Genomic DNA, 13,554 nt, shown 5'->3' on the forward strand with positions numbered 1-13,554 from the left:
GGGTGCGGTCGACCGGCCGCGCTCAGCCGCCCATCATCTGCGGCGGCATCTCACCGACGGCGATGACGTTGCCGGCCGGGTCACGGAACCATGCGATGTCGGGTCCGCCCTCGAAACCGCGTGAGATGCCCTTCTCGTCGGTGCCGTAATCCGGATCGGTGTAGATCTTCGTCACGATCCCGCGGGAATTGAGATCGTCGACGGCAGCGTCGACGTCGTCGACGCTGAAGTTGAGGATCGTGAAGACCGCCGGTTGATGGTCGGGTTTGGGGTAGACGAAGACGTGTCCGCCGGCGGGCAGTGCGATGGTGAAACCGCCGCCCATCTCCTCGTACACGGTCACGTCCAGCCCCAGGGTGTCGCGGTAGAAGGCCGCGGCCTCGCCGATGTCGGGCACGGCGAAGCTCGAGAACGGCCGATCGGGTGTGAACATGTCAGCCTCCCAGTGATGTGTCCCCACCACCACGATCCTCCCGGCTCGCGAGGCTGTCCAGAGGGGCGGCGATCTGCATCCGCGTGGGCGCCGATCCGCCCCTTCCCGGCCAGGGATGAATAGGTTGGGCCCATGGCCAAAGAGACCACGCTCGTCATCCTGGGCGCCTCCGGCGACCTCACCTCCCGGCTCCTCCTGCCCGCACTCGGGCAGCTGCTGACCATGGAGCCGCAGCGTCGCGTCCGGCTGCGCGGCGCCGGCATGGACAACTGGGATGACGCCCGATGGCGTGACACGGTACGGAACGCCTTCGCCGCAGGCGGCTTCGAGGACGCCTTCGGCGCCGTCGCCGAGACGACGTACCTGCGCGCAGACATCACTGACCCGAAGGACCTGGAACGGCTGCTGTCCGATCCCGGCGACCGGATCGCCCTGTACTTCGCCGTGCCCCCTGCCGTCGCGGCCGCCGCCTGCGAAGCACTGGCGCAGGTCACCCTTCCGCCGGGCACGGTGCTGGCGCTGGAGAAGCCGTTCGGCGTGGACCAGGAGTCCGCCCACCGACTCAACCAGACGGTGGCCCGGCTGGTGCCCGAGGAGCAGGTGTTCCGCGTCGACCACTTCCTGGGCCGTTCGACGACCCTGAACCTGCTGGGCGTGCGGTTCGCCAACCGCGTGTTCGCACCTGTGTGGTCGGCGCAGCACATCGAGTCGGTCGTGGTCCGCTACGACGAGACCCTCGGGCTCGAAGGCCGCGCCGGTTATTACGACCGGGCCGGCGCCCTCGTCGACATGATCCAGAGCCACCTGCTGCAGGTCATGGCCGTGCTGGCGATGGAGCCGCCGGCGACGCTCCACGAGCGCGATTTCCGCGACGCCACCTCGGCCGTGCTGCGGGCCACGCACGTGTGGCGCGACGATCCGAAGACCGCGTCCCGCCGCGCCCGCTACACGGAGGGCACGATAGACGGCCGCCACCTTCCTTCCTACGTCGACGAACCGGGCGTCGACCCGTCGCTGGGGACGGAGACCCTGGCGGAGGTGACATGCGAAGTGCGCAACGAACGCTGGCAGGGGGTGCCGTTCACGCTGCGGTCGGGCAAGGCCCTCGCCGGGAAGAACGGTGAGGTCGTCGTGACCTTCCGCTCCGTGAACCACCTCCCGGAAGGTTTCACGGGCGACGCGCCGCCGTCGGTGCTGCGATTCTCACTCGGTCCGGACCGCATGCAGCTCGAGCTCAACGTCAACGGTGGCGACGACCCGTTCGAGCTGGAGCGCGCGATCCTCGAAGCCGACCTCGGCGCGGGCGCCCTCAAGGCCTACGGCGAGGTGCTCTCCGGCATCCTGGACGCCGACGCGACGCTCGCGGTGCGCGGCGATGCCGCGGAGGAGTCGTGGCGCATCGTCGACCCGGTGCTCGCGGCCTGGCGGGCGGGCGAAGTGCCGCTGGACGAATACCCTGCCGGCACGCGCGGACCGGAGGCGTGGCCCGCACTGCCCTGACCGCCGCGTACCGGCAAGCCGTCCACCCCCTCCCGCGTCGTCAGTGCGCAGCCGGCGGATTGTCGTCGGGATGGAAGGCGGTGAACAGCGAATACGTGTCACCGTCGGGATCGGGCCCGCGGTCCTTGAACTCCTGCGCCAAATCGTGGAGCCGCCGCGCGAGCTCGACCTTGTGCTCGGCGTTGAGCTTCAGCCCGAGCCAGGTGACATCGAGGTCCTCGTCGGCCACCCCTTCGATCTGCTGCAGGAAGGTCTCGACGAGCACGGGCGCGGATCCCGGCATCGAGGTCCGCCACGACAGCCCCGTGGCACGGTACGGCACCTCGCGCGCGCCCTGCGCGCCGCTGCGCTCCGGCTCGGCGGCGAGATAACCGGTCTGCACGAGCGTGCGCACGTGGTGGAGCATCGTGCCCGGATTCACACCGAGCAGCTCGGCGAGCTCCTTGTTGGTGCGCGACTCGAAAGCGCACAGACGCAGCACCCGCAGCCGCAGCGGCGAGCTGAGAGCGCGCATCCGCGCCTCGGCCTCGGGATCGCCGCGCCGGAGCTCGATCCGCCCCTCGCTGTCGTCGGCCACGGCCTCAGCGTACAAGACCGATTGACATATCTCAATCAGTGGCCCACACTGATTGGCATGTCTCAATCAGACGAGATGCCGCACGACACCCAGGCGCAGCCGATGTCGGCCGAGGCCCTCGCCGAAGCCCGGGCCGAGGCATCCACGCTCACCTCGCGGGCGGGAACAGACGACGCCGTTCAGGCGGATCAGGATGCCGCTGCCCAGGCAGCACCCCCGGCACCGGCGCGCAGGGGCTCGCTGTGGCACGACCGCAACTTCCTGACGCTGTGGAGCGGTCAGGCGCTCAGCCAGTTCGGCGCGCAGATCACCGAGCTGGCGATCCCCGTCCTCGCTGTGCTCATCCTCGACGCAACCGAGTGGGAGGTCGGCGTGCTCAACGCGGCGCAGGTCGCGGCGTTCCTCGTCGTGGGACTTCCCGCCGGCGCCTGGATCGACCGCATGCGCAAGCGGCACGTGATGATCGTCGCCGACGCGGTACGCGCTGCGGCCTTGGGCACGCTCCCGCTGCTCGCCCTGTTCGGCGCTCTCGAGATCTGGCACATGATCCTGGTGGCGCTCGTGATGGGTGTCGCGACGGTGTTCTTCGACGTCTCGAACCAGAGCATCATCCCCTCGCTCGTGCGCACCGATCAGATCGCCGAGGCCAACGGCAAGCTCCAGTCCACTGAACAGCTGGCGGGCCTGGCCGGACCGGCCATGGGCGGCTGGCTCGTCGGAGTGCTCGCGGCGCCCCTGGCGATCCTCATCACCGTCGGCACCTACCTGGCCTCGTTCGTCGCCCTGCTGTTCACCCGCGACCACGAGCAGCTGCGCGCCCCCGAGGACCACAAGCCGCTGCTCCACGAGATCGCCGAGGGCCTGCGCTGGGTGTTCGGCAACCCGCTGCTGCGCCGGATCGTCGGCACCACCGGCGTCGCGAACTTCTTCGGAACGATCGCCGCCACGCTGCTGCCCATCTTCGCGCTGCGCGAGCTCGGTCTGACCCCGCAGATGCTCGGAGTGGTCTTCTCTCTCTCCGCCGTCGGCGGGCTGCTGGGGGCGATCGCGACCCCGCACATCCTGAAACGAGTGGGCGAGGCGCGCGCGATCCCGATCAGCGCGATCGCGTTCTGCGTCTCCCCATTCTTCCTGCCCGCGATCTCCCTCGTGCCGGCCCTCGCCTTCCCGCTGCTGGTGGTGCAGTTCTTCGTGACGAGCTTCACGATCCTGCTGTACAACGTCACGCAGGTCACCTTCCGCCAGCGGATCACCCCGTCGAGGCTGCTCGGTCGCATGAACGCCTCCATCCGGTTCGTGGTGTGGGGCGTCATGCCGATCGGTGCATTGCTTGCCGGTGCGCTCGGCACGTGGATCGGCACGGTGCCGACGCTGTGGATCGCCGCGTCCGGCGAGCTGCTGGCCGGCCTCTTCGTCGTGATCGGACCGTTCTGGAGCATGCGGGAACTGCCCGACGCTGTCCCCGCCGCGCCCCACTCGCCGGTCGAGTAGCGAGCACCAGCCCGAACCCGCCGATCGAGGAGCGAGCGGCCCGCGCGTATCGAGGCCCTCCAGACCCACCCGCACCCGCCTATCCCACGGGCCCGATTACGGCAAGACGGTGCTGCAGGGGCCGTGAGCGTGCTTAGGTTGCAGCATGACGGCCCGCATCGTCTCGATCGGCACGGCAGTTCCTGGCACCCTGATCCGCCAGGAGAGCGTCCGCGAGCTCTTCGCGAGTCAGCCGGGCGTCGACCGCCTGACCCGCCGCCGCATCCAGGCCGTGTTCGATGCGTCGGCCATCCAGCAGCGGCACACCGTACTGTCCGAGCTCGCGCCCCCGCACGTCGCGCCGACCGGCGAGACGGCTTTCGTGGATGCCGAGGGCACGCTGCTCTCGCCGGGCACCGCCGAGCGGAACGACCTGTACATCCGGCTGGCACCCGCCCTCACCGCGCAGGCGGCGCGGACCGCCCTGCACGACGCCGGGGTCGAGGCATCCGCTGTCACACACGTCGTCACCGTCTCGTGCACGGGATCTTTCGCCCCGGGACCGGACTACCGGCTCGTCCGCGACCTGGGGCTCGAACCCACGGTGGAGCGGGCACATCTCGGGTTCATCGGCTGTGCGGCGGCCCTGCCGGCGCTTCGTGTCGCCACCGCGCTGGCGGCGACGCGGGCGGATGCCGTCGTCCTCGTCGTCTGCACGGAGCTGTGCTCGTTGCACGTCCGCGCCTCGGCCGACCCGCAGCAGATCGTGGCGGCGTCGGTCTTCGCGGACGGCGCAGCCGCCGCCATCGTGACGGCCGATCCCGCCGTCGGCCGGCCGGGCGGCCTGCAGCTGGACCGGTTCGGCACCGCGCTGACCAGCGAAGGCGAGACCGACATGGTCTGGACCATCGGCGACCAGGGCTTCGAGATGGTGCTCTCGGCCGAGGTGCCGCGCATCATCGGCCGGGAGATCCGCGGTGCGGTGGGACGCTTCCTGGGGAACGAGGCGGAGCCCGAGCTGTGGGCGGTGCATCCGGGCGGCCGCAGTGTGCTCGACCGGGTCGAAGGCGGCCTCGGGCTGCCCCCCGACGCACTGGCGGCCTCGCGGGCCGTGCTGCGCGACTTCGGGAACATGTCGAGCGCCACGATCCTCTTCATCCTCGCCGCGCTCCTGGACGACCGGCACGTGGGTGACGGTACGCGGGTCGCCGGTCTCGCCTTCGGTCCCGGCCTGACCGTCGAGTCGGCGCTGATCACCGTGCGGCGGCCGGCCGTCGCGACGGCCGCCGAGACGGGTCTGGCGCTGGCGGCATCGACGTGAGCACGCGTCGAGCAGGCACGGCGGCCGCGCGGGGTGTCGTGAGGCGGGCCATGGGGGGAGCGCACGCGTGAGCCTGGCGGTACGCGACGGCGAGCTCGTGGAGCTCATGGACGATCCCGAGTGCGACCCCGAGCGCCTGCGCGCGACGCTGCGCCGGTTCGGCACCATCAACCGACTGGTGTCGGGCTGGGGCACCGTCTACCGCGGCTGGCTCGCCCCCGCTCTCGCCGCACTCGACAGGCCGGCGCGCGTGCTCGACATCGGCTCGGGCGGCGGCGATCTGGTGCGGCGGCTGGCGGCGGCGGCGCGCCGCGACGGGCTCGAGGTGACCTGGACCGGCATCGACCCGGACCCGCGGGCGCACGAGGTTGCGGTCGCCGGGGCACCGATCCCCGGCATCCGTTTCCGCTGCGCCGACGCGCGCGCTCTCGTCGACGAGGGAGCGGTGTACGACGCCGTGGTTTCGAACCACGTCCTGCACCATCTCAGCGACGGCCTGGCGGGGTTCGCGCGGGACTCGCTGGCCCTCTCGCGCGGGATCGTGCTGCACGGCGACATCGCGAGGTCACGGCTGGCCTACGGGCTGTACGCCGTCGGTGTGACCCCGTTCGCGCCTGGCACGTTCCTGCGGACGGACGGTCTGCGATCGATCCGCCGAAGCTACACCGCGGCGGAGCTCGGCGCGACGCTCGAGGACATCATGCCGGGGTCCTGGACGGTGCACACCCCGGTCCCGTTCCGCATCCTCGCCAACGCTCGCGGTCATGCCTGAGGTCACCATCGTCGGGGCCGGGCCGGTCGGCATGCTGCTGGCCGCAGAGCTCACGCGCCGCGAGGTGGAGGTGACGGTGCTCGAGCGCCGGCCCAGCGCCGGCGGCGGTACACGGGCCATCGGCATCCACTCCCCCGTCCTGGCGGCGCTGGAGCCGTCGGGGATCACCGAGCGTCTCCTCGCGGAGGCGGTGCGCGTGCGGCGCGGGGAGGCGCGCACGCGTGGCCGGGTTCTGGGCACGGTCCGCTTCGACGCGCTGTCGGCGAGGTTCCCGTTCGTGGCGACCCTGCCGCAGGCCGCCACCGAATCGGTGCTGGCGGCCGTGGCGCCAGCCGCACTGCGGGGAGCGCACGTGCGGGCGGTGATCCCGCGCCTGGGCGGCGTCGTGGTGCGTTCGACGCACCTCGGGCGCGTCCTCGAGCACGAGAGCCGCGTGGTGGTCGTCGCCGGCGGCGCTGCGGGACGCGACCTCGTGTACCGGCAGGGTGCGGTTCGCGCGCGCGAGTATCGCGACCGGTATCTGATGACGGATGCCGTGGCCGGCCCGCGACCGGACTCGGAAGTGGCTGTCGTGCATCTCGACCCCGACGGCGTCCTGGAGTCGTTCCCGCTTCCGGGCGGCCGCCGGCGTTTCGTGGCGTGGGACGACCCGGGCGCGGACGACGAGCCCGCCGCCCGCGCGGCGAGACTGCGGGACGCCCTCGCCCGGCGCGGCGAGCAGGCGGCCGCAGCGGCGGTGGCGGAGGCGACCGGTTTCGGCGTGCGCCGCGTGGTGGCCCCACGCCTGCGCAACGGTCGCGTCTTCGCGATCGGCGACACGGCGCACGAGGTGAGTCCGATCGGCGGCCAGGGGATGAACCTCGGACTGCTGGATGCCGCGACGCTGGCTCCGCTCATCGCCTCGTGGCTGCACACCGGCACGCCTCCCGATCAGGCCCTCGCCCGATGGGAGGCCCGGCGGGTCGCGTCGGCCCGCCGGGCGGCGGCGATGGCGTCGATGAACACGGTGCTCGGTCGGCCCTTCCCCTGCGCCGACGCGCTGCGGCGCTCGGTCGTCAGCGCGATGCTCACGGGTCCCTCGGGCCGTCTCTTCGCCCGCGCGTACGCGATGGACTTCGACGCCGACGCGTGACCGGCGGGATGTCGTCCTTCCCCCTCGGGTTTGGGGCGCATCCCGTCCGTTCGGGGCGCACATCGCACGCCCCGAACGGCACCGACGCGCCCCAAACCCCCAGAGACGAGTCAGGCAACCAGCGCGGTGCCGGACGCGACGAGCTGCGCCGCGAGGAGCAGGGCCGCGAGCATCACGAGCCGGAACAGGGCCCGCGTCGGCGGCCGACGGACGGCGCGCCACGCGGTGACGATGGCGAGCACCACCACGGCGACGAAGAAGACCCACGACACCGGGGAGACGGCACCCAGGTTCCCCCCGGCGGCACCGAGTAGCACGGCGACGGCTCCTGCCACCACCGCGAGGGCCGCGACGCCGGCTGAGACGCGCGGGCCCAGCCGGTGCGGCAGTCCGCGCACGCCGGTGCGCGCGTCGTCGTCGAGGTCGGGGAGCACGTTCGTCAGGTGGACGGCGGCGCCGAGCGCCGCCCCCGCGATCCACGCCCACCAGGCCGCGAACGCCGGATCCGAGGCGGCAAGGGTCGCCAGCGAGGGGAAGAGCCCGAAGCTGACGAGGAACGGGACGATGGACCACGGCGTCGACTTGAGCCCGGCGTTGTAGGCCCACGCCGAGCCCAGGGCGAGGGCGTGGGCGGCGAGCAGCCGCCATCCGAGCGGCGCCGAGAGCAGCAGTGCGAGCACGAGCAACACGAGTGCTGCCGTCCACGCGAGACCGACGGCGACGTCACCGCGTGCCAGCGGCTTGTCGGTGCGTCCCACAGCGCGGTCCCGCGCGGCGTCGAGCACGTCGTTCGAGATCCCGACCGAGAGCTGGCCGGTGAACACCGCGACCCCAAGCAGTGCGAGTCGCCACGGCTCGAGGGCGGTGGCAACCCCCAGGGCGAAAGCCAGCGCCGTGACGACGAGCGTGGGTCCCGGATGGGATGCCCCCCACAGCCCACGGACGGTGCGCATGGGGCCGGCGTGGGCGGTCACCCGACCCCCACGGAGACGCTCACGCGCCCCGTGCCGGGGCATCCACCGGTGCACCGGCGCGTCCGCGCACGATGCCCGCGATCGCGAGCACGAACGTGGCCAGGTAGGCGAGACCGATGATGCCGGCTGCCGTGGCGAAGACCGCCTCGGATGCCTCGTAAGACAGGCCGAACCAGTTCATGAACGCCGAGTCGACGTGACCGCTGTCGCCGGCGTCGGGCACCGTGAGGGAGGCGAGCAGGATGGCGCCCCACATCACGAACGTCGCGATGTCGTACGCGAAACGGGTCGCCCGGGCTCGGCGGCCCTCCCGGTCGAACAGCGTCAAGAGCGGCGGAACCAGCAACAGGGCGACGACGGCGAGACCGTAGACGATGCCGAGGATCGCCATCCAGCCGAGCTCGGCGCCGACGAGGCCGCGGCCCAGGAAGAAGAAGACCGGCAGCACGACGGCGGCGACCCATTGGGCGACGAAGACGAAACGGCCGGAGCGTGCGATGCGCATGCCCCGACCGTATCGTCGGCATCCTCTGGACCGGAAGGGCTCCGACCCGGGGAGCTCAGTCGTCGAGCAGCTCGGCCTCGATCACGTCGTCGTCTTGGGCGACCGGCTCGGCCGCTGGTCCGTCGCTGGTGAGCACGAGCTGCGAGCCGTCGGCCGCGACATCCACCCGGACCACATCGCCGTCGCGCACGCGGCCCGACAGCAGCGCCATCGCCAGACGGTCCTGGATCTCGGACTGGATGAGCCGACGCAGCGGCCGCGCACCGAACACCGGGTCGTAGCCGCGCTCGGCAAGCCAGGCCCGCGCGTCCGGCGTGACCGCGAGGGTCAGGCGGCGGTCCTTCAGGCGCCGGTGCAGTCCGTCGACGGCGAGTTCGACGATCTGCGCGAGGTCGTCTTCGCTCAGCGCCGAGAACATCACGATGTCGTCGAGGCGGTTGAGGAACTCCGGCTTGAACGCCTGCCGCACAATCGCCATCACCGACTCGCGCTTCTGCTCGGTCGACAGCGTGGGGTCGATGAGGATCGGCGAGCCGAGGTTGGACGTGAGAATGAGGATGACGTTCGCGAAGTCGACCGTGCGGCCCTGGCCGTCGGTCAGGCGTCCGTCGTCCATGACCTGCAGCAGCACGTCGAACACCTCGGGGTGCGCCTTCTCGACCTCGTCGAGCAGCACCACCGAGTAGGGACGACGCCGCACGGCCTCGGTCAGCTGGCCGCCCTGCTCGTACCCGATGTAGCCGGGAGGGGCGCCGACCAGACGCGAGACCGAGTGCTTCTCCCCGTACTCCGACATGTCGATGCGCACCATGGCGTGCTCGTCGTCGAAGAGGAACTCCGCCAGCGCCTTCGCGAGCTCGGTCTTGCCGACCCCGGTCGGGCCGAGGAACAGGAACGAGCCGGTGGGCCGGCCCGGGTCGCTGATGCCCGCACGCGACCGGCGCACCGCGTCGGAGACCGCCTTGACGGCATCCTTCTGCCCGATCAGGCGCTTGCCGAGCTCGGACTCCAGGTGCAGCAGCTTCTCGGTCTCGCCCTGCAGCAGGCGTCCCACCGGGATGCCGGTCCACGCCGCGATGACGGCGGCGATGTCTTCGTCGGTCACCTGCTCGTTGACCATGCGGTCTCCGGCCGGCTCCTCGCGCTCGGCCTCGAGCAGCTGGCGCTCCAGCGCCGGGATCTCGGCGTACAGCAGCCGGGACGCCTTCTCGAGGTTGCCCTCGCGCTGCGCGCGCTCGGCCTCGACACGAGCGGCATCCAGCCGCGTCTTGAGGTCGCCGACGCGGTTCAGCGAGGCGCGCTCGCGCTCCCACCGGTCCTGCAGCTCGCGCAGGCGCTGCTCCTCGACGCCGAGCGTCTCGCGGAGGGCGGCCAGGCGCTCCTTCGAAGCGTCGTCCTTCTCCTTCTTGAGGGCGAGCTCCTCCAGCTTCAGGCGGTCGACGTGACGGCGCAGCTCGTCGATCTCCAGCGGCGCCGAGTCGATCTCCATGCGCAGCCGCGACGCCGCCTCGTCGATGAGGTCGATGGCCTTGTCAGGCAGCTGACGGCTGGGGATGTAGCGGTGCGAGAGGGATGCCGCGGCCACGAGCGCCGCGTCGGCGATGGCGACCTTGTGGTGGGCCTCGTACCGCTCCTTCAGCCCGCGCAGGATCGCGACGGTGTCCTCCACACTGGGCTCGCCGACGTAGACCTGCTGGAAGCGGCGCTCGAGGGCGGCATCCTTCTCGATGAACTCGCGGTACTCGTTGAGCGTGGTCGCGCCGATGAGGCGGAGCTCGCCGCGTGCGAGCATGGGCTTGAGCATGTTGGATGCCGCGACCGACCCCTCGCCGCCGCCGGCGCCCATGAGCACATGCAGCTCGTCGATGAACGTGATGATCCGCCCGTCGGACTCGGTGATCTCCTTGAGGACGCTCTTGAGGCGCTCCTCGAACTGGCCGCGGTACATGGCGCCGGCCACCAGAGCGGAGATGTCGAGGGTGACCAGCTCCTTGTTCTTGAGCGACTCGGCGACGTCGCCCGCGACGATGCGCTGCGCGAGGCCCTCGACGACGGCGGTCTTGCCGACGCCGGGCTCGCCGATGAGGACGGGGTTGTTCTTGGTGCGGCGGGTCAGCACCTGGCTGACGCGCCGGATCTCGCTGTCTCGCCCGATGACGGGGTCGAGCTTGCCCTGACGGGCGCGGTCGGTGAGGTTGATGCCGAACTGCTCGAGGGCGCTCTGCGCGTCCTCCTGTCCGGGCTGCTGAGTGGCGTTCATTGGTCTCCTGAAATCTGCGGGACTCAAAGTTGAGTCGATCTGGCTCAAGTTTAGCCGATGCCTCACCTTTCCAGCAAGACTCGTGCGGCCAGCGCCCGGCGTTGAGGATCGACCGCTCCTGCGCGACGCGCTCCCCAACAGGTCAACCGCGCTTCCACAGGACTGTTGCCACGGCATCCCTCCTGTGGAAGCGCGGTCGACCTGTTGAATCCCGTGACCTGTCGGATCCGTTGACGTGTTGGATCCGGTTGACCTGTTGAATCCGTTGACCTGTCGGGTGAGGATGGATGCCGCAGCAGGCCGCGGAGGTGTCCACCGGGGACGGTCAGGCGCGATTGCGCTCTTCACGCGCGTCGTCGTAGGCGCGGCGCAGGGCCTCGCCCACCCATTCGGTGCCGCGGTAGATGTTGGCCGCGCCGATCTCGGCCACGAGGCCCCCGGCTTCCAGCTGACGGATGACGACCGGCTCACTCACCACGAGTTTGAGACTCGATTCCACCCCGGCGAGGTCGTGCGCGTAGCGGCGCAGCACCTCGACGAAGGCGAGCCCGACGTCGTCGGTGCCGCGCAGGCGCACGATCACGACGGAGTTCGCGGACTCCTCGGTGACCGCGGGCAGTTGGCGCTCGAACGTCGGCGCGCTGGCGAAGAACAGGCTGCCGTACGGCTGCAGCATGAGGATCTCCCGCGGCGGGACGCGACGGGGCGGGTCGATCTCGCGCATGCGGCCGTCCGCCGCGAACACCACCCGGCGCACGCGCAGCCGGTTGGACTGCTGCGCGACATAGAGGATGATGCCCAGGCCGACGCCCGCGAGCACCGCGAACTGCAGCGGGATGAGCAGCATCAAGACGAACGTCACCGCCATGACCACGGTCGGCAGAGGACCGCTCTTGATCACGGAGTACACGCGGCTCGGCTTGACGGCCGAGACCCCGACCACGATCAGCAGGCCCGCCAGCGCCGGCATCGCGATGTACGCGACGAGGTCCGACGCGAGCAGGATGACGAGGGCCATCACGATCCCGGCGGCGAAGTAGACCACGCGAGAACGGGCGCCGGCCGTGCTCACGAGCGAGGACCCCGACGACGATCCACCCACCGGCATGCCGCGGAACAGACCCGACAGCAGGTTGCCCGCACCCTGCCCGATGAGGTCACGGGAGACATCCGGCGTCTTGCCCTCGCGCGCGGCGATGCCCGCCGACACGCCCGCGCCCTGCACCAGCGCCACGAAGGTCAGCGACACGGCGGGGATCGTGACGAAGAGGATGTCGTCGAGGCTCGGCAGCACGGGCGCCGGCAGCGAGCCGGGAACGTCGACGAGATCGCGCAGCAGCACGACGGGCCCCGGCACCCAGAGGTTCAGCAGCACGGCGCACACCGACCCGGTGATCACCGCGATCACGAGCCCCAGCGCGCCGACGCGGGTGTTCTGCAGCAGCACGATGACGAGGACCGTGATGGCGCCGACGACCAGGGACGGCAGGCTCCACTCGCCGACGTGGATGCTGAGATCCAGTGTCTTGGCGAGGCGATTGGCGCCCTGCGAGGTGTAGCCGGTGAAGTTCGACAGCTGCCCCAGCACGATGTTCACACCCACGGCGGTGACGAAGCCCGTCATGACCGGAGTAGGGACGAAGCGCACCAGGCGACCGCCGCCGAGCAGCCCGAGCACGACGAGCAGCACGCCCGACATCATGGCGAGGGTGTACAGGGCGCGATCCGGGTCGGCGCGGGTCTGCAGGTCGGCGTCGGCCACGATGAGCGCCATGGCACCTGTGACCTGCACCGTCATCAGAGCGCTGCTGGTGAAAAGCGCCGCCCCCACCATCCCGAAGAGATGACCGTAGAGTCCGGCCAGCGGATTCACCCCGGCCAGCAGTCCCTGGGCCAGCCCGTCCGGGACACTCTCGACGCCGAGCGTCAGACCCGCCACCAGGTCTTTACGCAGCGTCTTGCGCGAGAACCATGACCGCGGATCCCGTCCCACGTCGCCACGGTAGCGAAGGACCGGCGAACGGCGGGCGACGATGCGGGCCGCCGGCCGGCGGAACGGCGAATTTCATGCGACCTGCATGACGAGGAGCACTCAGGCTCCTCACAGGATTGAGGGGAACCCGGGCGGGCCCCGCCGGCGCACGGACCCCGGACCGGCTCGGGCGGCACTGCGCCGACACGAAAGGGAACCTCATGACCGACAACGACACCACCGTCACCGGCTGGGTGGGATGGGGCGTCTTCGCCGCCGTCGTCCTGCTCATCGCGGGCGTCCTCGACGCCTTCCACGGCCTTCAGGCCCTCATCGGACCCGACACGGCGTACTTCCTGGGAGGCGCCGGGTTGTTCTCCGTCGACATCGAAGGGTGGGGATGGTGGCACCTCATTTCGGGGCTGCTTCTCATCCTCGTGGGCATCGCACTGCTGACGGGAGCGACCTGGGCCCGTGTGGTGGCGATCATCCTCGTCGCACTGAACGCGATCGGTCAGCTCACGCTGATCGCCGTGCAGCCGTGGATCTCGCTCATCCTCCTCGCGCTGGACATCCTCGTGATCTACGCGCTGACCGTGCACGGTCGCGAGCTGAAGGCGCTTCGCGACTGACCCTCC

Annotated in this window: 12 protein-coding genes; 6 read left to right on the forward strand and 6 right to left on the reverse strand. The window is 70.9% G+C overall.

From position 1 onward, the window contains the following. Window positions 1-22: 22 nt before the first annotated feature. Window positions 23-433, reverse strand: a complete 411-nt coding sequence (locus C9992_RS09900; protein WP_106815451.1) for a VOC family protein — start codon at window positions 431-433, stop codon at window positions 23-25. Window positions 434-565: 132 nt separating this feature from the next. Here C9992_RS09900 and C9992_RS09905 point away from each other — a divergent pair, with 132 nt between their 5' ends. Continuing rightward, entirely contained in the window at window positions 566-1,933 is a 1,368-nt protein-coding gene (locus tag C9992_RS09905) for a glucose-6-phosphate dehydrogenase (protein ID WP_106815452.1), read from the forward strand. Between the two features lie 40 nt (window positions 1,934-1,973). Here C9992_RS09905 and C9992_RS09910 read toward each other — a convergent pair whose 3' ends face one another. Beyond that, window positions 1,974-2,447, reverse strand: coding sequence for an ArsR/SmtB family transcription factor (locus C9992_RS09910; RefSeq protein WP_106815881.1), 474 nt, complete (start codon window positions 2,445-2,447; stop codon window positions 1,974-1,976). 120 nt (window positions 2,448-2,567) lie between these two features. Here C9992_RS09910 and C9992_RS09915 point away from each other — a divergent pair, with 120 nt between their 5' ends. The 4 genes from C9992_RS09915 to C9992_RS09930 all read left to right on the forward strand — a co-directional run bounded on the left by C9992_RS09915 (window position 2,568) and on the right by C9992_RS09930 (window position 7,205). Then, the gene (locus tag C9992_RS09915; RefSeq protein WP_106815453.1) at window positions 2,568-4,001 is read left to right on the forward strand and encodes an MFS transporter; all 1,434 of its coding nucleotides are present in this window, start codon (window positions 2,568-2,570) and stop codon (window positions 3,999-4,001) included. A 145-nt stretch (window positions 4,002-4,146) separates the two neighbouring features. Beyond that, window positions 4,147-5,301, forward strand: a complete 1,155-nt coding sequence (locus C9992_RS09920) for a type III polyketide synthase (RefSeq protein ID WP_106815454.1) — start codon at window positions 4,147-4,149, stop codon at window positions 5,299-5,301. A 67-nt stretch (window positions 5,302-5,368) separates the two neighbouring features. Further along, on the forward strand, window positions 5,369-6,073 hold the full coding sequence (locus tag C9992_RS09925) for a methyltransferase domain-containing protein (RefSeq protein ID WP_106815455.1): 705 nt from the start codon (window positions 5,369-5,371) through the stop codon (window positions 6,071-6,073). Next, window positions 6,066-7,205, forward strand: a complete 1,140-nt coding sequence (locus tag C9992_RS09930) for an FAD-dependent oxidoreductase (RefSeq protein WP_106815456.1) — start codon at window positions 6,066-6,068, stop codon at window positions 7,203-7,205. The genes C9992_RS09925 and C9992_RS09930 overlap by 8 nt, the downstream gene beginning before the upstream one ends. 110 nt (window positions 7,206-7,315) lie before the next feature. Here C9992_RS09930 and C9992_RS09935 read toward each other — a convergent pair whose 3' ends face one another. The 4 genes from C9992_RS09935 to C9992_RS09950 form a co-directional block, all read right to left on the reverse strand. Beyond that, window positions 7,316-8,158, reverse strand: coding sequence for a UbiA family prenyltransferase (locus C9992_RS09935; RefSeq protein ID WP_106815457.1), 843 nt, complete (start codon window positions 8,156-8,158; stop codon window positions 7,316-7,318). A 40-nt stretch (window positions 8,159-8,198) separates the two neighbouring features. After that, a complete protein-coding gene (locus C9992_RS09940) occupies window positions 8,199-8,684 on the reverse strand; it encodes a hypothetical protein (protein ID WP_106815458.1) in 486 nt (161 codons plus the stop codon). 55 nt (window positions 8,685-8,739) lie between these two features. Beyond that, the gene (locus tag C9992_RS09945; protein ID WP_106815459.1) at window positions 8,740-10,944 is read right to left on the reverse strand and encodes an ATP-dependent Clp protease ATP-binding subunit; all 2,205 of its coding nucleotides are present in this window, start codon (window positions 10,942-10,944) and stop codon (window positions 8,740-8,742) included. A gap of 325 nt (window positions 10,945-11,269) precedes the next feature. Then, window positions 11,270-12,937 carry a SulP family inorganic anion transporter gene (locus C9992_RS09950; RefSeq protein ID WP_106815460.1) on the reverse strand — a complete coding sequence of 556 codons (1,668 nt, stop codon included), beginning with the start codon at window positions 12,935-12,937 and terminating at the stop codon, window positions 11,270-11,272. Window positions 12,938-13,137: 200 nt separating this feature from the next. Between C9992_RS09950 and C9992_RS09955 the strand changes: the two genes are divergently transcribed. Next, window positions 13,138-13,548, forward strand: a complete 411-nt coding sequence (locus C9992_RS09955) for a DUF7144 family membrane protein (RefSeq protein ID WP_106815461.1) — start codon at window positions 13,138-13,140, stop codon at window positions 13,546-13,548. Window positions 13,549-13,554 lie beyond the last annotated feature (6 nt).

Origin of the sequence: Microbacterium timonense (genome assembly GCF_900292075.1) — a bacterium.
Classification (GTDB): domain Bacteria; phylum Actinomycetota; class Actinomycetes; order Actinomycetales; family Microbacteriaceae; genus Microbacterium; species Microbacterium timonense.

Bases quoted from the DNA above. Each gene is read 5' to 3' on its own strand.
- C9992_RS09900 (WP_106815451.1), bottom strand. From the start codon at position 433: ATGTTCACACCCGATCGGCCGTTCTCGAGCTTCGCCGTGCCCGACATC.
- C9992_RS09905 (WP_106815452.1), top strand. From the start codon at position 566: ATGGCCAAAGAGACCACGCTCGTCATCCTGGGCGCCTCCGGCGACCTC.
- C9992_RS09910 (WP_106815881.1), bottom strand. From the start codon at position 2,447: ATGCGCGCTCTCAGCTCGCCGCTGCGGCTGCGGGTGCTGCGTCTGTGC.
- C9992_RS09915 (WP_106815453.1), top strand. From the start codon at position 2,568: ATGTCTCAATCAGACGAGATGCCGCACGACACCCAGGCGCAGCCGATG.
- C9992_RS09920 (WP_106815454.1), top strand. From the start codon at position 4,147: ATGACGGCCCGCATCGTCTCGATCGGCACGGCAGTTCCTGGCACCCTG.
- C9992_RS09930 (WP_106815456.1), top strand. From the start codon at position 6,066: ATGCCTGAGGTCACCATCGTCGGGGCCGGGCCGGTCGGCATGCTGCTG.
- C9992_RS09935 (WP_106815457.1), bottom strand. From the start codon at position 8,158: ATGCGCACCGTCCGTGGGCTGTGGGGGGCATCCCATCCGGGACCCACG.
- C9992_RS09940 (WP_106815458.1), bottom strand. From the start codon at position 8,684: ATGCGCATCGCACGCTCCGGCCGTTTCGTCTTCGTCGCCCAATGGGTC.
- C9992_RS09945 (WP_106815459.1), bottom strand. From the start codon at position 10,944: ATGAACGCCACTCAGCAGCCCGGACAGGAGGACGCGCAGAGCGCCCTC.
- C9992_RS09955 (WP_106815461.1), top strand. From the start codon at position 13,138: ATGACCGACAACGACACCACCGTCACCGGCTGGGTGGGATGGGGCGTC.